This is a genomic window from Methylocystis parvus (assembly GCF_049675845.1).
GTDB classification, from domain to species: Bacteria; Pseudomonadota; Alphaproteobacteria; order Rhizobiales; family Beijerinckiaceae; genus Methylocystis; species Methylocystis parvus_A.
Window position 1 is genome coordinate 2,339,000 of record NZ_CP187161.1, and the last position, 21,582, is coordinate 2,360,581.

Annotated in this window: 15 protein-coding genes; 7 read left to right on the forward strand and 8 right to left on the reverse strand. The window is 63.3% G+C overall.

Features of this window, described 5'->3' with window-relative positions; translation table 11 throughout:
* Window positions 1-57: 57 nt before the first annotated feature.
* Window positions 58-864: a WecB/TagA/CpsF family glycosyltransferase gene (locus ACPFMJ_RS12170; protein ID WP_424360281.1), complete on the forward strand. Its 807-nt coding sequence runs from the start codon at window positions 58-60 to the stop codon at window positions 862-864.
* A gap of 23 nt (window positions 865-887) precedes the next feature.
* Here ACPFMJ_RS12170 and ACPFMJ_RS12175 read toward each other — a convergent pair whose 3' ends face one another.
* Entirely contained in the window at window positions 888-2,354 is a 1,467-nt protein-coding gene (locus tag ACPFMJ_RS12175) for a glucosamine inositolphosphorylceramide transferase family protein (protein WP_424360282.1), read from the reverse strand.
* A gap of 76 nt (window positions 2,355-2,430) precedes the next feature.
* Here ACPFMJ_RS12175 and ACPFMJ_RS12180 point away from each other — a divergent pair, with 76 nt between their 5' ends.
* The 4 genes from ACPFMJ_RS12180 to ACPFMJ_RS12195 all read left to right on the forward strand — a co-directional run bounded on the left by ACPFMJ_RS12180 (window position 2,431) and on the right by ACPFMJ_RS12195 (window position 8,454).
* Window positions 2,431-3,531, forward strand: a complete 1,101-nt coding sequence (locus tag ACPFMJ_RS12180) for a glycosyltransferase (protein WP_424360283.1) — start codon at window positions 2,431-2,433, stop codon at window positions 3,529-3,531.
* A 161-nt stretch (window positions 3,532-3,692) separates the two neighbouring features.
* Window positions 3,693-5,780, forward strand: coding sequence for a GumC family protein (locus ACPFMJ_RS12185; RefSeq protein WP_424360284.1), 2,088 nt, complete (start codon window positions 3,693-3,695; stop codon window positions 5,778-5,780).
* On the forward strand, window positions 5,777-7,048 hold the full coding sequence (locus ACPFMJ_RS12190; protein WP_424360285.1) for a VpsF family polysaccharide biosynthesis protein: 1,272 nt from the start codon (window positions 5,777-5,779) through the stop codon (window positions 7,046-7,048). Before ACPFMJ_RS12185 ends, ACPFMJ_RS12190 begins: the two co-directional genes overlap by 4 nt.
* 116 nt (window positions 7,049-7,164) lie before the next feature.
* Complete coding sequence (locus tag ACPFMJ_RS12195) at window positions 7,165-8,454, forward strand: endo-1,4-beta-xylanase (protein WP_424360286.1); 1,290 nt, start codon at window positions 7,165-7,167, stop codon at window positions 8,452-8,454.
* Window positions 8,455-8,466: 12 nt separating this feature from the next.
* Here the strand turns inward: ACPFMJ_RS12195 and modC are convergent, their stop codons facing one another.
* Together modC and modB are read right to left on the reverse strand one after the other, a co-directional pair.
* A complete protein-coding gene (gene modC, locus ACPFMJ_RS12200) occupies window positions 8,467-9,564 on the reverse strand; it encodes a molybdenum ABC transporter ATP-binding protein (protein ID WP_424360287.1) in 1,098 nt (365 codons plus the stop codon).
* Entirely contained in the window at window positions 9,561-10,280 is a 720-nt protein-coding gene (gene modB / locus ACPFMJ_RS12205; protein ID WP_424360288.1) for a molybdate ABC transporter permease subunit, read from the reverse strand. The genes modC and modB overlap by 4 nt, the downstream gene beginning before the upstream one ends.
* Window positions 10,281-10,562: 282 nt before the next feature.
* On the opposite strand from modB, the gene ACPFMJ_RS12210 reads away from it, so the two are divergent.
* The gene (locus ACPFMJ_RS12210) at window positions 10,563-11,351 is read left to right on the forward strand and encodes a TOBE domain-containing protein (RefSeq protein ID WP_424360289.1); all 789 of its coding nucleotides are present in this window, start codon (window positions 10,563-10,565) and stop codon (window positions 11,349-11,351) included.
* Between the two features lie 40 nt (window positions 11,352-11,391).
* On the opposite strand, the gene ACPFMJ_RS12215 is transcribed toward ACPFMJ_RS12210, so the two are convergent.
* The 5 genes from ACPFMJ_RS12215 to ACPFMJ_RS12235 all read right to left on the reverse strand — a co-directional run bounded on the left by ACPFMJ_RS12215 (window position 11,392) and on the right by ACPFMJ_RS12235 (window position 19,092).
* Entirely contained in the window at window positions 11,392-12,309 is a 918-nt protein-coding gene (locus tag ACPFMJ_RS12215) for a patatin-like phospholipase family protein (RefSeq protein ID WP_424360290.1), read from the reverse strand.
* Between the two features lie 66 nt (window positions 12,310-12,375).
* Window positions 12,376-15,006: a PAS domain S-box protein gene (locus ACPFMJ_RS12220; RefSeq protein ID WP_424360291.1), complete on the reverse strand. Its 2,631-nt coding sequence runs from the start codon at window positions 15,004-15,006 to the stop codon at window positions 12,376-12,378.
* On the reverse strand, window positions 15,003-18,272 hold the full coding sequence (locus tag ACPFMJ_RS12225; protein WP_424360292.1) for an NAD-glutamate dehydrogenase domain-containing protein: 3,270 nt from the start codon (window positions 18,270-18,272) through the stop codon (window positions 15,003-15,005). The genes ACPFMJ_RS12220 and ACPFMJ_RS12225 overlap by 4 nt, the downstream gene beginning before the upstream one ends.
* A 39-nt stretch (window positions 18,273-18,311) precedes the next feature.
* The gene (locus ACPFMJ_RS12230) at window positions 18,312-18,737 is read right to left on the reverse strand and encodes an ATP-binding protein (RefSeq protein WP_424360293.1); all 426 of its coding nucleotides are present in this window, start codon (window positions 18,735-18,737) and stop codon (window positions 18,312-18,314) included.
* Between the two features lie 10 nt (window positions 18,738-18,747).
* Window positions 18,748-19,092 carry an STAS domain-containing protein gene (locus tag ACPFMJ_RS12235; protein WP_424360294.1) on the reverse strand — a complete coding sequence of 115 codons (345 nt, stop codon included), beginning with the start codon at window positions 19,090-19,092 and terminating at the stop codon, window positions 18,748-18,750.
* A 343-nt stretch (window positions 19,093-19,435) separates the two neighbouring features.
* Here ACPFMJ_RS12235 and ACPFMJ_RS12240 point away from each other — a divergent pair, with 343 nt between their 5' ends.
* On the forward strand, window positions 19,436-21,466 hold the full coding sequence (locus ACPFMJ_RS12240) for a methanol/ethanol family PQQ-dependent dehydrogenase (protein ID WP_424360295.1): 2,031 nt from the start codon (window positions 19,436-19,438) through the stop codon (window positions 21,464-21,466).
* Window positions 21,467-21,582 lie beyond the last annotated feature (116 nt).

Sequence of the window (21,582 nt, forward strand, 5' to 3'; positions counted from 1 at the left end):
GCACTTTTGGCGTCGAAATACGGGGGCACGGCAATGAGTTCAATTTCCGGAGCGCGAATGCGCGCTCGGGCCGTTCCGATAAGTGTGACGGTCAATATCGACGGCGTGGGAACAGCGATCGACAAGGCCGTCGAGCGTCTCGACGCCGGTTTCGGATTCTGCTTTTACACTTTGAATCTCGATCATCTGTCGACGCTTCCGTGGAGCGTCGAGTTTGCACAAGCGTATCGATCGGCTGAACTGGTCTCCGCTGACGGTTGGCCGGTCGTCTGGTTGCTGCAGCGACAGGGCGTGGAAGTCACGCGCACCACAGGCGCCGATCTGATCGAACCAATGTGCGCAGCGGCCGCCCGAGAGGGTTTTGGCGTTTACTTCGTCGGCCCGGGCGAGGCCTCGCAGGCACGGGCGATCGAAACCCTGCGCACGCGCTGCGCTGGCTTGAATGTCGTCGGCGCCGAGTGCCCGTCTTTATCCGACGAGGCGGATCAGGATACTCTCTCACAGCTCGCAAAGCGTATTTCGGATTCGGGCGCAAGACTGTGCATTCTTTCGCTGGGCTCGCCCAAGCAGGAATTGATCGCCTATCGGATGCGGAGCCTCTGCCCGGAAGTAGGGCTCATCGGCGTCGGCGCGGGGATGGATTTCATTTCCGGACTCGCCGTGCGCGCGCCCGCGCACATGCAGCGCTGGCGGCTGGAATGGCTCTGGCGGCTCATGAGCCATCCCAAGCGGCTTGCGCCGCGCTACTGGCGCTGCGGAACTTTTTTCGCTGGCGTTCTCCTTCGCGGCCTTGTTGACCGCAGCGAATTCTCAATCGTGCAAGGCGCGAATGCGCGCGGGCGTCACGCGCCGGAGGCGCGATGAGCGAGAGTGCGTCCTGGACGGCTTCATTTTTTCCGCCAGCCGCAGATATCGATCGTCTCGAAGCCGCCGCCGACATTGAGCGTATGGACGCCGGACGCGCCCGTCCCCGGCGGGGGCGCGAGACGCTTTTTGACGGATTGCCGGAGACCCCGCTCGTCCAAGCCGTCAATGCGGCACAGCGACAGGCCGGAGCCGTAGCCCGCCGAGCAATCCTGCGCCGGGCGCCACAATTCGTCCTTTCGACGAAATCCGTTTCCGGCGGGCCGTGCCGCCGTCGCGTCGATCAGCACAGGTCCCTCGCCACATCGGCGCCAGGGTCCGAGCGGCGAGTCCGCGACAAAGAGGGAGAGGCAGTCCCAGGTCGAACCCTCGTCCTCACGCGTCGACGCGGTCATCCACCACCGCCCGTCCACTTCGAAGATCGTCGCGTCGGAAATGTCGAGGCCTTCCATGAGGACGCTATGAAGCGTCCATTTTTCCGGAAAGCGGTCCGCACGGTAGAGGGCGAGGGAACGGGAGCTGGAACTTTCCGGCATCATCCAGATCTCGCCGCCCCACTGGAAGAGAAACGGGTAGGACAAATGGCAATCCGTCTCCAGAACGATGCGCGGCGGCTGCGCGGGTCCGCCACTCTTGTCGAGCGGGAGCCAGGAGATGACCGCCTTTCCCGTCTCGTAAGGGAACTCCTCGCAAAAGAGGTGAACGACGCCGTCCTTCTCGAAGAGGAATGGATCGGCGAAGTAGCGCCGCCTGTCGTCCTCGAGCCAGGTCCAGCGCGCGTCCGCAGGCCAATCGAGCCGGGCTTGCGTGGCGTCGTTGGAAGAGGCGAGCGCGCGCCAGCCAACGCGCCAATGGTTCTCATGCGCAACGAGGCGGCCGATCCGCGAACGAACGCGACCAATGAGAGATCCGGCGAGGAAGCCGGCAGGACTGCCGCCGCGCGGGGCCTCGAAAGCCTCAGCGATGGCCACGTCGGCGCCTCCCTTTCTCACGAGCGTTCGGATGAGCGTGATGAGACGGGTGACGACCGCCTCCCGCGCGCTGCGGAGAATTTCGGGCCGCTCGAGGGCGATCCGCGCGTCGGCGACGAGGACCGTCCGATCCCCTTCCCGTTTCGCAAGCCCGACATGCGGCGGCGCGCCAGCGAGGAGCATGGCGTCGCGGGCGTCGTCCCCCGCGACCCCGCAATAGACTGGGAACACGGCGCCCACAGCCGGTTCCGAGTTGCCGGTGAGATCGATGAGGACGTCCGCCGCGTCCCTCCAACGCGGAAGGTCGTCGGTCTGCGTTTCGCGATCGAGGAGATTGTCGCGCCGGCGCGTGAGGAGCAGCCGCTCCAACTCGTCGAGCAGAGCGATCTCGAGCGCCCGGGGCGGCCCCGCTCGCCAGTCGAAGCCGACCCGGACGCCGTCGCGTTCGAGCGACTCGAAGAGCTTCCGGTGCCAGCGACGCAACTCGCCTTCCGGCGACAAAATCCGCACCGAGGTCATTCTTCTCGCTCCCGAAACTATTCTGCTGCAAGACGGCTAGCACAATGCGCCTGACGATTTGCGAACGGGAATGGGAATGACGCAGCGTCGTAAATTGCTCTTTTACACTCATGCGCTCGCCGGCGGCGGAGCCGAGCGCGTCTTCGCGCGCCTCGCCTCGGGCTTCAGCGACCGCGGCGACCGCGTGACTTTTGCGGTCGATTTCGAGGCGCAGGAAAATCGAGCGCTGCTGTCGCGCGACGTCGACCTCGTGGTTCTGCCGCGCGGCCATGGGCCGGCGACGCTCGCTCTCGCGAAACTCCTGCGGCGGGAGCGCTTCGACGCCAGCCTCTCGGCGATCAGCGTCTCCAATCTGAAACACGCCGTCGCCGCCACGCTGGCCGGCGGCCTTGGGCGCGCGCTCATCACTTATCACGGATTCTATGAGAGCGAAGCCGCGCGGCTCAGCAATATCGGCTACCGCCTCACGCCGCTTCTCTCCCGCGCGGCCGGGGGCGCCGTCGCCGTCTCGAACGCCCTGCGATACGATCTCGTCAAGCGCTTCTCCGTCCCCGAAGCGCGGATCCGCACGATCTACAATCCCGCCGCGCCGGAGCCTTTTCCCGCCGAGGCGACCGCGGAAGATCTTGTGGCGCGGGCGCCGATCGTCCTGGCGATGGGCAGGCTCGTCCCCGACAAGGATTTCATGACGCTGATCCGGGCTTTTGCGCGTATCGAGAATCCCGAGGCGAGCCTGGTGATCCTCGGCGAGGGGCCCGAGCGCGCCAGACTTCTCTTTGAAGCGGAGCGCCTCGGCGTCGCGGCGCGCGTCGCCCTGCCGGGTTTCACCAGGGACATTGGACGCGAGCTTGCGCGCGCGAAATGTCTGGTCGTCTCTTCGGAACGCGAGACATTTGGCCTCTCCTGCGTGGAAGCGCTGGCCTACGGGCTCCCCGTCATCGTGACCGATTGCGGCGGACCGGCGGAAGTGCTCGGCCCTGCGGCGGATGGCTCGCCGGTTCGCGTCGGCGACGTCGAGGCGCTGGCGCGACGCATCGAGGCGGCGCTGAGCTATCCGGGCGACCCCGCGCCGCGTCAAGGCCGCGCTCGAGCTTTTTCGCTGGATGCGGCGCTAGACGCCTACGACGCGCTGATCAGCGATATCGTCCACGGAAACGCGCATTCTGCGAGGCGCTAACCAATTCGTAAGCATAAATCGTCCAATTTAATGGAGATTAAGATTCTGGAAGGCTTCGCGCGCATGGGCTGGAAATCACGGAAAAGGGCGGCTGCGTTTCCGTCCGCGCTGCGCGCGCGTTCCGTGGCGGCGATCGTTCCTGCAATCGGAGAAGATCGGCCATGAGCGGCGTGGACCGCGCCGCAGGGGCTGGGCTTTCCCGGCCTCCCGAAAGGCGCACGGATCTCGATATGCGCGATTTTTATCGCGCGCTCGCGACGCGCTGGCGACTCCTTCCGTTATGCCTCGCGCTGACGTTCGGCGTCGCCGGCGCCTATATCATCTTCACGCCGGCGCGCTACGCCGCCACCATGTCGTTCCTGGTCGACACTAGGGAGCGGCCTCCGGTCGGTTCGGATGCAACGCCGGTGCAGCAGAGCCCCGACTCCGCGCTCGTCGAGAACCAGATGCGGCTCCTGCAGTCCAACTCGGTGCTGAAGCGCGTCGCTGAAAACGAGCGTCTGCGCGACGATCCGGAATTCAACGAACCCGGTTTTTTCGGCCGCATCAAGGACTTCCTCTTCAGAAAGCCGCGCACCGGGCCGACGGAAATCCAGCTTGCCGAAGCGCTCGCGCGAATGATCACGGTCAAGCGCGCCGATAAAAGCTATGTGATCGATCTTGAAGTGCGCGCGTCATCCACCGAAAAGGCCGAGCGCCTGGCGAAGTCGCTCGCCAGGGCCTTCATGGACGCCAATAATGAGATGCGGGATTCGATCTCTGATCAGGAGACGAAATGGCTCGATCAGAAGATCGACGAGTTGCGCCGCCGTCTCGAAGCGGCGGAGGCGCGCGTACAGCAGTTTCGCGCGCAGAACGCCATCGTGGTCACAGCCGGGCTGACGCCCCCCGAAGACCAACTCAAGGACGCGAACGCCGCTTTGGTCAATGCGCGCAGCAGACGCTCGGAAGCCGAAGCGCGATACGAGCAATTCCTCGCGGCGATGCGCGGGGGCGCGGCGGAAACTCTTCGTTCGCCGTTGATGGAGAGGCTGCGGGTCGAATATACGGCCCTGCTCCGGGAGGCCGCGCAGCAGCAGATGACGCTCGGGCCGCGCCACCCTTCCGCCATCGCCCTGCAATCGCAGATCGCCGCGCAACGCGCGCAGATCGAGCGCGAGGCGCGCAACATGAAGGAGACCCAGCGCCGCGACCTGGAAGCCGCGCGCGAGGTCGAACGCGAAGCCGAGGCCCATGTCGTCCAGCTCAAGAAGGCGATCACCGATTCGGGCGGAAGGCGCATCGAGCTCAACGAACTCGAACGCAAGGCGGAATCGCTGCGCGACAATTATCAGAAGGCGCTCGCGGCGAGGGAAAGCACGCGGCGCGAAATCGTGACGTCGCCCAATCCTGTCCTGATCAACCAGCCGGTCGCCCAGGCCGGACGCGTCAGCCCGAAGACGCTGCCGGCGCTGGTCATTGCTCTGGCCGGCGGCGTGAATTTATGGATCGTCGCCGCGCTCGTGACGGAATATCTGGCTCGCCGCGGCGGCGACGCGCCGCCGCTCGCGCCGAAACCGTCCCGCGTGGGTCCCGCCTCCCGACAGGCCGGCAAGGAGTTTTCCTTGCCGGATTTCGGCCATCCGGCCGCGGCGCAGACTGGCGGCGCGCCCCGAAGCGAAACGACCATCGAGAAAGTCATCGACGCCATGGAGTCGCCGGGAGCGCCCTATCGGCGCGCCGTCGTGCGGCTGTATCGATCGCTCTGCGACGAACTGCCCAAGGACCCGGCGCCGATTGTCGCCGTCGGCGGGCGGGAGCCTGGCGCCGGCGCCACCTCTCTCGCGCTTTCGCTCGCGCTGCTGGCCTGCGAGACCGGCGCGCGCGTTCTGATCGTCGAAGCCTCCGACCGCCGGGCCCTGAAGAAGCTCCTGCCTCATCTCAAGCTGGTCGGCCCGGGCGATGAGGAAGCTGCGGAAATCTTCGTCTGCCGGCGCGACGCGAAAAGCGGGGGGCGGATTTATCTTTCCCACAGCGACGGCGGTTTGCCGCGCCTCAAACGCTGGCTCGACGCGCATTTCGACCTAGTTCTTCTCGACTACGGCGCCTCCGGCTCCCCCGCTGCCGACGCGACGATCAATGCGGGAGTCTATCTCGAAGGCTGGGAGGACGGCGCCCGGCGCGGCCGTCTGATTGCAATCGACAACGCGAAGCGGCCGGAAAGCGACTTGCTTCGAAAAGTCGAACAGACACAAGCAGCCGCGGGATGAGCGGGCTGTCCGCGAGTCAGGCGACCGACGACGCGCCCCGATGGGCGGCCCGACTCCTGATTCTCGCCGTGATCCTGCTTTTTACCCTATCGCCGATGGCGCTTGCCTTCGTCGGCGTCAAATATGATCTGCCGGAAGGACCATTCTGGCAGAAGCTGCATCCTTGCACGCTGGTGGCGATGCTCGCCATTCTCATCGACGTCGTCGCGCGTCCCTATCCTTTGCGCCGCATCGAACAGATCGTGACGCGCTTTCCGGCTGCGATGTATTTCATCGCGATGTGGATGCTGCTGATCGCGCATGGCCTCCTCAACCAGCAAGCCCAATTCACTGCGCTCGTGGAGCCCTACGCTCTGTCCCTGGTCGCGCTCTTCATGATCGACGACATTGGCGATCGGAGCCGTAATTTTCTGCGCCTCTTCCTTCATGCCGCGATCCTCGTAAACGCCTTCATCGGCGTGGTGGAATATTTCACGCATGGACGCCTGTTCCCTTACGTCATCGGCGGCGTCGAGGTCGAAGGAGATTTCCGCTCGACGGCGCTTCTCGGGCATCCATTGCTGAACGCCAGCACCACCGGCGCCTATATCCTCTGCCTCGTCATGGGAGGCGACAGTCGACTACCCGCATTCTGGCGTATGTTCGCTCTGCTGCTGGCCGCGCTCGGGATGATCGCTTTTGGCGGCCGCACCGCCATCGCCGCGTCATCTCTGATCATCCTCCTGCTCGGGCTCAGGGGCTTCGTGGCGTTTCTTCTCGGCGCGCGAATCGACATCCAAAAAGTTCTGGCTGCTCTCGTGATCGCGCCGCTGCTCATCGGCGGCGTCGCGGGCGCGGCGCAGGCAGGAGCCTTTGACGCCTTCGTCGCGCGATATGTCGACGACAATGGCTCGGGCCAAGCGCGACTCATCGCCCTCGAGCTGTTCAACATGTTCGATCTGGGAGATCTGATGATCGGGCCGCGCCCGGAACTCGTCAACTCGGGACTGAAATTCCTCGGCATCGAGATTGGCATCGAAAACAACTGGCTTGCGTGGTTGTTTCAATATGGCGCGTGGATGGCGGCTTTTTTCACGCTCGGGCTGTTCGCGCTGTTCTTCGAGTTCTGGCGGCGCGGCCGGTCGGGCGTCACGCTGCTCTTCGTTTATTTCATCACCATCATCAGCTCCGCCATCGGGCTCGGCGCCAAGACGCTCATCTTCGCCCAGTTTTCGATCCTGCTTCTGGTTTTGTTTGCGCGCGACGAAGCGGCCGCCTCCTCGAATTAATCCTTAATCTGCTTTTCCTGGGACCGGTGCGTAAACCACCTGCATATTTACTAAATAGCGCGCCATATTTCTTCGACTGCACAACTGCGACGAAAGCTGGCGGCCCGATGTCAGGCATGAACCTCAAGAGGCGGGATCTTTCCCGCCGCGACCTTTGCCTCGCCTTGCTCGGCGGCGCGGCGCTGGCGCCGTCGCGCGCCTTCGCCGAAAAAATGTGCCGGGACGCCACGCCTGGGGCGCCCTATGCGCGGGTCGGGAAGACGCCGCTCGGCGAGATCGACCCCTACGTCTTGTGGGGCGCGCATATCGAAGGCGAGACGATCTACGACCGAGCCTTTATCGAGGCGCTGGGGCGGGAGAAGCCGGGCGTCATCGCCATTGGCAGCAGCCTCAAATATGGCAGCCTCCACCCTCTGTCGCTCGCCTGCGAACGTGAAGCGGACGGACAAAAATATTCGACCTGGACCGAGGTGGACGACATTGTCGCCGTCGCCCGGCGCTTCGACGCAAAAGTTCGCGGCGACGCATTGATCTGGAACGATTGGCTTCCGGACTGGATCCGGCAACTCGCAAAAGGCCGCAGGAAGAACTGGCGCGCGCAACTGCAAGAAGCCTTTGAACGACACTTCGCCGACGTCTTCTCGCATTTCGATGCGCTCGACCGGGAAAAGGGCGGCCAGATCATGCCGTGGTGCGGGCTCGTCAACGAACCGCTCGAACCCTGGAGCCTCAAGAGCGGCGGCAGCCCCTGGCGCACGGGCCCCTGGCTTTCCGCCTTCGACGAGGCGCCCGACGGCGCGCCCGGCTACATCCACAAGGCGTTCGAATTCGCAGAGAAATATGGCGGCTCGACCAGAACGGCGTTCTATCTCAACGAAGCCAATTGCGAGAGCGACCGCTTCGGCCCCAGCATGCGCCCCGCTTTGCTGAAACTCGTCGAGGGCCTGATGCGGGCCGGACGCAAGATCGACGCTGTCGGCCTCGAAGCGCATCTGATGCCGCAATGGATGGACGATCCGCGCAGGCCGGACTGGAAACCGTTCAAGAAGTTCCTGGACGATATCGCCGCGCTCGGATTGAAGGTCTATATCACCGAGCTCGACGTCAATGACTGCATGATCGAGGATATGGCCGAGCGGGACAAGCTCGTCGCGGATTACACCTACAGCTTCGTTTCCACCGCGCTCTCCTGCAACGCGGTGAAGATGGTCACCAATTGGGATTTCTCGGACAATTATTCCTGGTATCGCGGCGACTCGTCGCCCGAGGCGACCTTTCCCACGCTCGGACGCTGGGCAAACTGCGGACCGCGCTGGGCCTGCCCGAGACCGACGATCTATGACCAGAGCCTGCTGCCCAAAGCCTCGCGCGACGCGCTGGCTCGGGCGTTTGCGCGGGAGCGTTGATTTCTCGCTTCATCAGACTGCGTCGCCGACGCTGACAGCTTGTTCGTGGAGCGCGGCGGATTTAAATAGCGCATGGACGCGCGACCCTGCCTTCAAGGAAAGGTCTTCCAGCGCGCCCCTTGTGATCGTCGCGAGCAGATGGCTGCTTTCGGAGAGTTCGACCTCGACGACCGCGAGCGGTCCATCGAGCTTGATTCTCGAAACATTGCCCGCGAGCACGCTTCGCATGCTGATCTCCTGCGGTCGCGTAAGCGACAAGACGACGTCCGTCGCCTTGACGATGACGCGCGCGGGCGCTCCCGGCGCGCCAACGGGCCCCGCGACCCAGATGACGCCCGCCGGATGATCCAGCGCGACAAGGCCGTGGGAAGGCGACCTGTCCGCGACGCGCGCCTCGAGAACGGAGCAGAGGTCGAACCGATCTTCGGCCGGCGCGGCTGTGAGCTGCCCGAAAGCGGCGGCCGGATCGCCAATGAATTTCACGCGCCCCGACTCGATGACGACGACGCGATGCGCGAGTCGGGCCACCTCCTCCACCGCGTGCGACACATATACAATCGGCACCTTGAACTCGTCGCGCACGCGTTCGATCAGCGGCATGATTTCGAGCTTGCGCTGCATGTCGAGCGCCGCCAGCGGCTCGTCGAACAAAAGCAGTCTGGGGCAGGACAGCAAGGCCCGGCCAATCGCGACGCGCTGGCGCTCGCCGCCCGAAAGGCGCGCCGGCGGGCGGGAGAGGAGTGTGCCGATCCCAAGCGTCTCGACCACCGCGTCGAAATCGATGCGACTTGCGTCGCGCGGCGCGAACCAGCGGCCGTAGAGCAGGTTCTGCTTGACGCTCATATGCGGGAAGAGATTTGAATCCTGGAAAACGAGCCCGATGCGGCGTCGTGAAACCGGAACGAAGACGCCCGCTTCCACATCGACCAAAGTCTCACCGTCCAGCCGGACATGGCCGGAGTCCGGTCGCATCAACCCCGCGATGATGCCGAGAGTGAGGGACTTTCCGGACCCCGACTGTCCAAAGAGCGCGGTAACGCCCGTGTTGTTCCGAAAGGCCACATCCAGAGAGAAGGCGCCAATAGTGAGCCCAACGTCGACCTCGATCATTCGGCGTTTCCCAGGCGCTTCTCGGCTCGCCATTGGACCACTTCCGAAGCGACGAGCGCCCAAAGCGCGATGAAGACGGCGACGAGGGTCAATCGCATTGCGCTCTCGTCTCCCCCGGGGACTTGCGTGTAACTGTAGATCGCCGCCGAGATCGTCTGGGTCTCTCCGGGAATGTTTGAAACAAAGGTGATGGTTGCGCCGAACTCCCCGAGAGACTTCGCGAAAGCGAGTATCGCGCCGACGATCACCCCCGGCGTGGCGAGAGGAAGCGTCACCATGAAAAAGGTCCAGAGCCGATTGGCCCCCAATGTCTCCGAGGCGAATTCGAGCCGCCGATCGATCGATTGGAAGGAAAGACGCATGGCGCGGACCATGAGCGGGAACCCCATGACAGCGCAGGCGACGGCCGCGCCCGTCCACCGAAAGGAAAACACAATGCCGATCTCGGCGAGATAGGAGCCGAGCAGCCCCTTGCGGCCCAATAAAAGCAGCAGCATGAAGCCTGTCACGACGGGCGGCAACACCAAAGGCAGATGAACAATCCCGTTGAGCAGCATCTTGCCGGGGAACTCCCACCGCGCCAGCGCGTAAGCGGTGAAAATCCCCAGCGGCAGGCTCGCCAAAGTGGCGACTGTCGCGATTTTCAGCGAGAGCCAGATCGCCGTCCATTCCGCCGGCGTGAGGTCGAACAACGCGGCGGGACGTAGGTCGAGCATCCGATTCTCCTTGTTTACGGCGGCGGATGTCGGCGGCCGGGACGGATCGCCATGAGTTCGCGGGACCGCTATATACTGGATCAATACAGCTGATTTGACCAGTCCAAGGCCTCTATCCATAATCGGCGCCAGCTGGAAATGCGGGTCAAACGGCGCCTTTCGCCACAAGCGACGCTCCCGCCGCGCGGGAGCTCAGCAAGAACGCGGGCGTAGGAGGTCCTTTTGACTTTTGCCGGAATATAGCAGAATTGGCGGCGTCGATGGTCAGGTGGACGCCCGGGAATGTCTCCGAGAAAGATTGACGCTTTGTTGGCCCTCCGGAGCGAAGGCAAGCTCCTTATCGGGCGCGACCGCGTCAAGGTTCTCGAAGCGGTCGCAGAGCACAAGAGCATATCCAAAGCCGCCAAGGCTGTGGGTTTCAGCTACAAGGCCGCATGGGACGCCGTCAGCGCGATCAACAATCTCCTACCCAGCCCCGCCTTCGTCACCAAGGCCGGCGGCAAGAGCGGCGGCGGCGCGGAAGTGACGGCGGAAGGCCTCAAGCTTATCGAGACCTTTCACAAGTTGGAAGACCGCCTGTCCCAAATATCCTCGATCATCGCCCAGGAAGGGCTCGAAGGGCAGGACGACCTCCTGCTGTGGAGTCTCGGGCTCCGAATCTCGGCGCGCAATGTGTTTCGCGCGGAAGTCGTCACCGTGAAGAAATGGCCGGTCGACGTGGAAGTCGCGCTGAAAATTTCGGGCGAGCACACCATCCACTCCATCATCACCAATGAGGCTGCGATGGAGCTCGATCTCAAGCCGGGTCGGAAGGCTATCGCCCTCGTCAAATCCTCCTTCGTGAAGCTCGCCTCTGGCGATCAGCCGGCCGACGCCCGCAATCTTTTCGTTGGCGTCGTCACGCGCCGCACGGACGCAGAGCGCAACAGCGAATTGCTGATCGACATCGGCTCCGGCAAGACGATGACGGCGGTGCTTCCGAGACGGGAAATAGAGGCCCGGCAAATCGACGAGGGCACCCGGATTGCGGCGCAATTTGCGCCCGAAGACGTGATTCTCGCCACCGACTGAGATTCGGCGCTTACGAAAGCTCAGGGAGGCGGTAGCCTCTTCAGAGGGACGCCGCGCGGAGCAGGTCCTTCAATTCGCTCTCTTTATGCCCCACCGAGATCTCGCCTTCGGCGATGGCCTCCCTGGCGCGCTCGAACTCCAACAGACCGATATGTCCGACGCGCGGCGTGATCTGAACGTCCGGAGGATCTCCCGCCAGCCGGGAGCGGGTCAGTCTGTCCTGCATGATGCTCAAGGATGTCGTCATCACGCCGAACAGGCTGGGTTGGGTCTCCTGCTTACCTGGGTCCGATTGGGCGACAGAGTCCTCGACGCCCAGAACCATCGGGTCGAAGCCGACCGCCGTGCGCGGAGTCGCCGCCGTTCGCACCATCTTGCCGATGATGTCGGTGTTCAGATTGACCGCCACGACAAGATCGGCGCCCAGTGCGCGGCATGGCGCGACAGGCAACGGGTCGACCAGCGCACCGTCGGCAAGCGTCCGATCGCCGAAGGTCATCGGCGGCAGGAGTCCCGGCAGCGCCATGGAAGCGCGGACAGCCTCGACTAGACCGCCGTTCTGAAGCCAGATCTCATGTCCGGTCGTGAGATCCGTCGCAACCGCGACGAAGGGATTGCGCAGGTCTTCGATCCGTCTCCCTCCCAACAGCCGCCGCATCTCTTCGACGATGCGATTGCCGCTGAGCAGGCTCCCCCGCCCAAAATGCAGATCGATATAGCGCACGATCCGTCGCTTCGTGAGCGAAAGCGCCCAGGCTTCCAGATCGTCGAGCTCCTGAGCGAGATGGCACGCCCCGACGAAGGCGCCTGCCGAGCAACCGGCGACGATGTCGAATGACACTCCCAGACGAGCAAGCGCCCGAATGGCGCCGATATGCGCCCAGCCCCTCGCCACGCCGCTGCTCAAGGCAAGGCCGATCTTGCGGCGCCCGAAAGAGCCGGCCAGACGGGATGCCATCTCGTTATCCCTCCGAGGGTTGTCCTCGCCCTCTAATTAGACCGGCTTTCAGCCGCGGCGACGCGCTCAGGATACGTGCAACACGACGAGCGCCATGTCGTCGGCGGGCGAAAAAGGCGCGCAGAATTCCTTGACCTCGCTCAAAATGTCCCGAATGACCGCTTGCGGCCCGAGCGTTCGATTGGCCACGAAACACTGACAGAGCCGTTCGAGGCCATAGAAGGCGCCGGACGGCGCTTGCGCCTCGACGATCCCGTCCGTGTAGAAGAGAAGCCTGTCTCCGGGCGAAAGCGTCAGCTCGCGCTCTTCGAAATCGACCCGCTGCCTCGCGCCGAGTACAAGCCCGTCACCGTCCAATTGCAAGCAGCGCATCTCACCCGCCCGCAGCAGGAGAGCAGGGTTATGGCCCGCATTGGCGTATTTGACGCGGCGCGATCCTGGCTCGTAGCGGCAGAAGAACATTGTAATGAACAGTTCCGAGCGATCGAGGTCCTGATGAAGCAGCTCGTTGAGATCGCTTAGCACGGACGCGGGATGCGCGTTGGCTGGACCTCGAAACGCCGCGCGCACCAGGCTTCTGACTTCCGTCATGATCAGCGCCGCCCCAACGCTGTGGCCGGAAACGTCCGCGATCACCACGTCGACGCCGTCGCCGTCTTCGAAATAATCGAAATAGTCTCCGCCCACATGCATCGCGGGCATGCAAACTCCGGCGATTTCGGCGTCGGCCAGCCTCAGCGGAGCCCCCGGCAAGAGCGACAGCTGTATCTGCTTTGCGATCTCGAGCTCCCTGCGGCTTTCCTCTGCCCGCCGCTTCTCGGTCACGTCTGTCTGGATGCCGATGTAATGTGTGATTTTTCCAGCTTCGTCGGGCACGGGGGAAATGAAAAGCTCGTTCCAGAAGGCCTCGCCGTTCTTGCGATAGTTCTTCAGCGTCACTTCGCAACTCTGGCCAGTTTCGAGCGCATGCCGGATTTCGCCGATCGCCGAGGAGTCCGTCCCAGGCCCCTGCAGCATGTGCATGTCGCCGCGCAGCAGCTCTTCCTGGGAATAGCCGGTCATGCGCGAAAGCGCCGGATTGACATAGATATTCGGGTTTCCCGGCGTCTGGGCGTCGGAGATGACGATGCCGACATGCACCGAATCCATCGCGCGGTTGCGCACGCGCAGCGCGTCCTCATATTCCTTTCGAGCGGTGATGTCCCGATCGACGCCACGCCATTTCAGCAGCCGGCCCTTCTCGTCGAGGATCGGCGTGCCGCTGGATTCCGTAAAGACGCGCCGACCGTCCTTGCGGCGATAGGTATTGACGATTCTGTGGAAGGCGGTCGTCAAGCCACGCGTGTCGAGAAAGAGCTGCGACCTTGACGCGCTCGCGTCCGGAGCGAGCACGCTAAGATAACTTTTCCCAAGCAGCTCCTGTGGCTCCAGTCCGAGAATGTTGCGCACCGCATCGCTGCAATAAATATAGCGTCCCTCCGCGTCCTGCTCCCAAAGCCACTCGCCGACCATCTCGGCAACCTTGCGGAACCGCTCCTCGCTTTCGGCGAGCGCCTCCTTGTCACGCCTCTGTTCCGTTATGTCCTGCTGAATGGCGAGATAGCGTCTCACCCTTCCCTGGTCGTCGCGCAACGGGGATATCGTTTCGTACGCCCAGTAAAGCTCGCCATTTTTTCTGCGGTCCTCGATTTCGCCGCGCCATTCGGCGCCGGCGCTGATCGTCCGCCACAAGCGCTGGTACTGCTCTTGCGGCGTAGCGTCGGATTGCAGAATTCGCGGATTCTTTCCAACGACTTCGTCTTCGCTGTAGCCCGTCAGTTTGGTGAAATAGCCGTTGACATATTCGATGCGTCCTTCCTCGTCGGAGATCATGATGGCGACCGGGCTCTGTTCGACGGCGGCCGAGAGCGACCACAGCCGGCTCTCGACGGTCTTCGCCTTTGTCAGATCGTGCGTCACGCCGACGAAGAAGCGGCGCCCCTCCAGCCACATTTCGCCAATGGACAGGTACATCGGGAACACGGAGCCATCCTTGCGCCTTCCCGATACCTCCCGCCCGATGCCTATGATTTTGCGCACCCCAGTGTTGCGATAAGCCGCAAGATAGCCATCATGCTCCTCCCGGTATGGAGACGGCATGAGCATCTTGACGTTCGCGCCAAGCGTCTCCTTTGCGGAATAGCCGAACAACCTCTCGGCGCCGGCGCTGAACAGGAGGATTTTGCCGAACTCGTCGATCAGAACGAGGCCGTCCGCCATGCCGCCGAAAATCGCTTCAAGCTTGACCTTGATGTCCGAGAGCGCCGCGCCGTCCGCGGCCATCCCCCCTTCGGGGCGCAGTTTGAGCAGAAGGCCCGCGACGCTTTGGGCGCCGAGCCGGGTGATCTCGCAAACGGAGTCGATCTCTCGCTCATCCTTTCGCTTGATTTTAATGTCGATCCATTGGCGCGCGGGCGCGAGGAGCCATGCGACTGCGGCGCCTTCGGCGCCGCCCAGAGCCGCTTTTGGCTGGCCCGGGAAGGAACGCCCGACCAACTCCTCCTCCCGAAACCCCGTCATGCGCTCGGCGCCGCTATTGAGTGCGAGCACGCGCCCGCCCGCGTCCAGCAGACAGGCCGCCTCGGAATTCGCTTCAAGGAGCAGGTGAGCGAGCGGCTTTTCTTGCACGGTCGTCAAATCCTTCTCGCCCGACTTCACGGGACGCGCCGCGCCGCCTCGCATGCCTCCGCGAGAAATTCGAGTTCGGAGGCGAAAAGCGCGAAGGGCGCGACTGACTTCGGCTCCGCTGCGACGATCTCCGCCCGCAGCCGGCGCAACCGCGCCAAACGCGCCGCGAGCATGGCGTCCGCGAAAATGTCATCAGGAGCGACCGTCGCGGATTGCAGGACGATGGCGGCGAGGCGCGCGGGAGCCGAACGAAGGCGCTCGTCGATCGTCGCCTGCAATTCGCCCTCCCAGACGTCTCTGGCGTTCGCTTCGGCAGCCAGAGAGGCGATTTGGCGCAACCCCAGAAACGCAACCATTTCCTCAAAAACCCGGGCGGCCTCGCCCATATCCGCGCGTCCGCCTGCGGCAAGACTTACGAGAAACGGGAAGTCGCGAAGCCTGTCGAGAAACATTTCTCGGGAGGCGGCGGGCGCATTGGAGACGAGGAGCGACGCTTCCTCGCTCTGGCTGAAATGGACGAGATATTTCCGCAGATGCTCGCGCCATATCGGAACATCATGTTTGCCTGGCGCCAGCGACAGGCGATTCTTCAGGGCCCATCTGCAGAGATAAGCGAGCGAATCCTCGAGCTGCAGGAGATACTCGATCTGGGTCGCGCTACCGATTCGCCCATCGGAACTTCTAACGGCCTTTCGCCAGCGGTCTCCTTCGAGAACTTCATTGAAGAAAAGATAGGCGCGCGCCGCGTCGAAAAGCGCCTCAGGGACAGTCGGGTCTCCAAACAGCAGGAATCCCGCGCCGGCCTGGTCGACGATAAGGTTGCAAATGACAGTTGCGGAGATCTCCCGCGCGAGAGGATGGGTCTTGATCCTGTCGTTGTAACGCGTGCGAATGGACGCTGGAAAATAGGAGAGGAGGAAAGAGTCGATCCAGTCGGCGCGACCAAAGCCCGGCGCCTCCAGAAGTTCACGCTTCAACGCCAGCTTCCCATAGGCCATCAGCAGCGCCAATTCCGGCCGGGTCAGGCCCTTGTCGCTCCTGGCGCTCAAATCCCGCCGGCTTGGAAAGGCGTCGCCGGCGCGATCGAGTTGCCCCGACGCTTCGAACCTGTCCGCGAGGGTCATATAAGGCGTCACATCCGCAACTGACCGCGCGCGCTCCAGCGAAACGCACAGGCTCTGGTGATAATTGTCGTCGAGAACGGCCGCGCAGACTTCTTCCGTGACGCTATCCAGAATGGGCCGCAACTCCGCAGCCCCCGAGGAATCGCCTGCGTAACGCAGCAAGATCTTCAGATTGACCTCATGATCCGAAAGGTCGACGCCGGCGGAGTTATCCAGGGCGTCGGTATTGATCCGCCCGCCGCTCAATGCATATTCGACACGCGCGCGCTGCGTGAATCCAAGATTCGCGCCTTCCGCGACAACCTTGGCTCGCAGCTGGCTCGCGTTGACTCTTGCGCCGTCATTGGCGCGATCTCCCAGGCTTTCGTCGGTCTCGTCGCTCGCTTTGACGTAAGTTCCAACGCCGCCCATCCAAAGCAGATCGACCGGCGCCTTCAGCAAGAGGCGGATGAGCGCCTCCCCGTCGACAAGGCGATTTCTCGTCTTCAGCCAGGACTGCGCCTCGGCGCTCAATTCGATGTCTTTTGCATCGCGTCTGTAAACCCCGCCGCCGGCGGAGATTTTCGATTTGTCGTAATCGGCCCAGCTCGTGCGCGGCGTTTCGAACAGACGGCGCCGCTCGGCGTAGGACGTTATAGGGTCTGGATTCGGGTCGATGAAAATATGCTCGCCGCTGAAGGCGCCGAGCAGTCGAATGGTCTGCATCTCCAACATCCCGTTGCCGAAGACGTCGCCGTCCATGGAGCCGACGCCGACAACCGAAAACGCCTGCTCGTCGACGTTTCGGCCCAGCTCGCGGAAATGCATGCGCGCGCAAACCCATGCGCCTCGCGCCGTTATTCCGAGGCGTTTGTGATGGAAACCGTTGGAACCACCGGAAGCGAAGGCGTCGTCCAGCCAGAAGCCTCGCGACCGGGCGATTTCATTTGCGACGTCAGACCATCCGCCAGTGCCTTTGTCGGCGGCGACAACGAGATAAGGATCGGCGCCGTCATAATCCCTGCGGTCGGCTCGGCTGACCCGGCCAAGGTTGTCGGTCAATTCCAGCAGCGCGGCAATGAAGTCGCGGTAGGCGGCTTTGCCCAATTCGTTGCGGAGAGCGGCGTCCCGGCTATCGGTCTTCAAGACGAAGCCGCCCTTCGCGCCCTGCGGAACGATCAATGCGTTCTTCACCATCTGCGTCTGCATCAGACCTAGTATTTCCGTGCGCAGATCATGCTCGCGATCCGACCACCTGATTCCGCCCCGAGCGATCCTCGCGCCCCGCAAATGAATTCCTTCGATCGCGGGTGAATAGACGAAGATCTCGACCATCGGCTTCGGCGCCGGGGCGCTTATCACGCCGAGACTGTCAATCTTGAGCGCCAGCGTCCTGGTTTGCGCGTCCTTCGCATAAAAATTTGTTCGGAGCGTCGCGTCGATCAGGTTGAACATGTCGCGCAGGACACGATCGTTGGTCAGGTTCGTCACCTTGTCCAGCGCCGAGATAAGCCTTTGCCTCGCGTCGGACAGCGCGTCGAAACCGGCTGCGGCGCCATCTGGTCGAAACCGCGTCGCGAAATAGTCAAAGAGAAGACGCGTCGCCTCGACCTCGCGGAGGAAAGCCTCGTAAAGGCGCGACCGGTCCATCCGCACGCCAAGCTGCAGGTAATAATGTCCATAGGCCCGAAGAACGCAGACCTCCTTCCAGCTCAAGCCGACGCGCGACGCCAGGCCATTGAGAGGATCGTCTTCCGCGTCGCCGGACAGCAATGCGGCGAGCGCATCCACGACTTGCGTCCTGTGCTTCAGAACGCCGTCGCTGTCGGGCGGGCGGATAAGACAGCTGCGGACGAAACGTTGCTCCGTCCCGAAGGCGATCGGAAACTGGATATGGTCGACGATCGGCAGACCGAGATTATGGAGAAGGGGCGTCAGCGCATCGAGAGCGCGCAGGCTCGCGCCGTAAATGCGAAGATCGAATTCACTGCCCCCGTGCAGACGACGAAGATCGAGCACGTCCCCCTCTGATGCGCGGGTGAGCATCAACAAATCCCGCAAGCGCTGCCGTGGCGAGACGAGGTCGCAGTAGCCGGGCGGGAACTCGATATGGGTTGAGCGAAGAAGCGCCTTCCCCTCAGGCGCCCGAGGAGCATCCTTTGCAAGCTGGCGCAGGTCGGCATCCCTTTCCATGACGCGCGCTTTCCCGGGAGAGTGAATCGGGCCGAGCCGTTATTTCAGGCTTTTGTGCATTTCGAGAACGTTCCCCGTCGCGCTCTTCTGATAAGTGACCGAATCCATCAGATTCCGAATGAAGAAGATCCCACGGCCCCGCTCGCTGAGTTTCTCGGCGTCGGGCAACGGCACTTGCGAAATGTCGAAGCCCTGGCCGTGATCATAGACGCAAATCCGCAGATCCTTGTCTTCGATGCTGAGACACACTTTCACCGTGTGATCCGGGCATGCGGCGTCGCCATATTCAATTGCGTTGGCGACGGCCTCGGTCAGAACGAGATTGAGGTGATAGGCCAGAGTCTCCCGATCGCAGCTTTCCGTTTCCAGCTCCCTTGCGATCTGTTCGCCGATATTCCCGATCAGGCGCAGATACCGCGTCTGGGTTGGCACCACGATGTCGACGCTCATGACGGTCTCGGCCATGTCTTTAACGCTAGCTGACGCCCTGGCTGCTTAGCGCATCCTGGAGGCGTGGGTAGATCTCGAAGACGCGGTTGAGGCGCGTCAGCTCGAACATCGAGAGAACACGGGGCTGAAGCGACGAGAGCACCAACGTACCGGACCGCTGGCTCGCGTTCTTATAGCCCGAAAGCAGCGCGCCCAGCCCCGAGCTGTCGATAAATTTGACGTCGCTTAGAACAACGACCAAATCCCGGCCGCCTTCTTCCAGGGTCTTCAGGATGTGCTCCTTGAGTTCGCTCGAATTGTGCGCGTCCAGACGCTCCTCCTTGACGGAGATCACGACCTTGCCGTTCTGGGTTTGCGTTTCGAGACGCATCTGCTCGGCGCCCTGGGGATATTGCTGCGGCGATCTCAAGTTTACGTAGATCGACCAGCGCCCGCGTCAATCAAGGCGAGCGTCGGCGCGTCAAAGTCCGGAAATGGGGGTCCCGCAGCGCAGGCGGCCGCCGCACGGCAGGCCCCTCGTGCCTCCTGGCGACCGCCCCCTTTCCCGGATGGCGGCCAGGTCGCCCATCACACTGGCCCAAACCGCCACAATGGACTAAAAGCGACAAAAATTGCCGAGGCGTCACAGCCGGCGCGGGCAAAACGGGCCAAAAATCCGAGCGGGCGGCCCGCTAAGGCGCGGGAAAGCGCCGCCAATTGGACAGGGAGAGAACATGAAACCCGACACTAGAAATCTTCTCGCCACGACGGCGATCATCTGGCTTGCCGGCGGCGCCGCGTATTTCGTGGGCAACGCTTCAACCGAGACCAGGAAACCCGCGGGCCACGAAAGCGCCGCTTCTGAGGAAGCTGCGCCGGCCAAGACCGCCGCCGCTGAAGCGCCGGCGGCTACGCCCGCTCCCGCGGCCGAAGCGGCGGCCCCGGCCCCGGTTGCGGCCGCGAACGCGACCGACGAGTTGGCTACGCTCGCAAAGGACCCGAAGCAGTGGGTCTCGCCCACGGGGGACTACGCGAATCTCCGCCACTCCGGCCTGAAGCAGATCAATGCCGAAAACGTCGCGACCCTCCAGCCGGCCTGGCAGTTTTCGACTGGCGTTCTTCGCGGCCACGAGGGCGCGCCGCTGGTTCTGAACAATGTGCAGGTGGTCGACACCTCCGGCAAGACGCTGACGACGGACGTGATGTATCTTCACACGCCGTTCCCGAACATCGTCTACGCGCTCGACGCGAAGGACCCGGCGCATCAGATCCTCTGGAAGTATGAGCCCAAGCAGGATCCGTCGGTCGTTCCGGTCATGTGCTGCGACACGGTCAACCGCGGCCTCGCCTATGGCGACGGCAAGATCTTCCTCGCCCAGGCCGACACGACGCTGATCGCGCTCGACGCCAAGACCGGCAAGCTGGTCTGGTCGGTGAAGAACGGCGACCCGTCGAAGGGCCAGACCTCGACCGCCGCTCCGCACGTCTTCAAGGACAAGGTGCTGGTGGGCATCGCCGGCGGCGAGTTCGGCGTGCGCGGCCACATCACGGCCTACAACGTCAAGGACGGCAAGCTGGCCTGGCGCGGCTACTCGATGGGCCCCGACGCCGACACGCTGATCGACCCGGACAAGACCACCCATCTCGGCAAGCCGGTGGGCAAGGATTCGGGCATCAACACCTGGGAAGGCAATCAGTGGGAGACGGGCGGCGGCACCACCTGGGGCTGGTATTCCTATGATCCGGAGCTGAACCAGATCTTCTACGGCTCGGGCAACCCGTCGACCTGGAACCCGGCTCAGCGTCCGGGCGACAATCGCTGGTCGATGACGCTTTGGTCCCGTGACCTCGACACCGGCAAGGTGAAGTGGGTCTATCAGATGACGCCCCACGACGAGTGGGACTATGACGGCATCAACGAGGTGATCCTGGCCGACCAGAACATTGGCGGCAAGACGGTGAAGACCGCGGTTCACTTCGACCGCAACGGCTTCGCCTATACGCTCGACCGCACCAATGGCGAGCTGCTGGTGGCCGAGAAGTATGACCCCGCCACGAACTGGGCGACGAAGGTCGACATGGACAAGTCGTCCAAGACCTATGGCCGCCCGCTGGTCGTCGACAAATATTCGACGCAGCACAATGGCGAGGACACGAACACCCAGAACGTCTGCCCGGCCGCTCTCGGCTCGAAGGACGAGCAGCCGGCGTCCTATGATCCGGCGACGGGCCTGTTCATGGTGCCGACGAACCACGTCTGCATGGACTATGAGCCGTTCCGCGTGTCCTACACGGCGGGTCAGCCCTATGTCGGCGCGACGCTGGAAATGTTCCCGGCCGGCAAGGTGCTGGGCGACGGCACGAACCACACGGGCAACTTCATCGCGTGGGACGCCAAGACGGGCAAGATCGTCTGGTCGAACAAGGAGCAGTTCTCGGCGTGGTCCGGCGCGGTGTCGACGGATGGCGGCGTGACCTTCTACGGCACGCTGGAGGGCTATCTGAAGGCGGTCGACACGAAGACCGGCAAGGAGCTCTACCGGTACAAGACGCCGTCGGGCATCATCGGCAACGTGATGACCTATGAATCCGCTGGCAAGCAGTATGTGGCGGTTCTGTCAGGCGTTGGCGGCTGGGCGGGCATCGGCCTTGCGGCCGGCCTGTCGAAGTCGAACGAAGGCCTCGGCGCGGTGGGCAACTACGCCTCGCTCGCCAACTACACCGCCCTCGGCGGCGTGCTGACCGTCTTCGCCCTGCCCAACTAAGCAGGACGTAAGGTCGCACCTAATACACTGGCGCTCGGCAGGCCCCGATATTAAGGGTCACGCCGGGCGCCATCGTTTAGTGCTTTCGAATGTTCGCCCCTGCTTGGCCCTCGCGC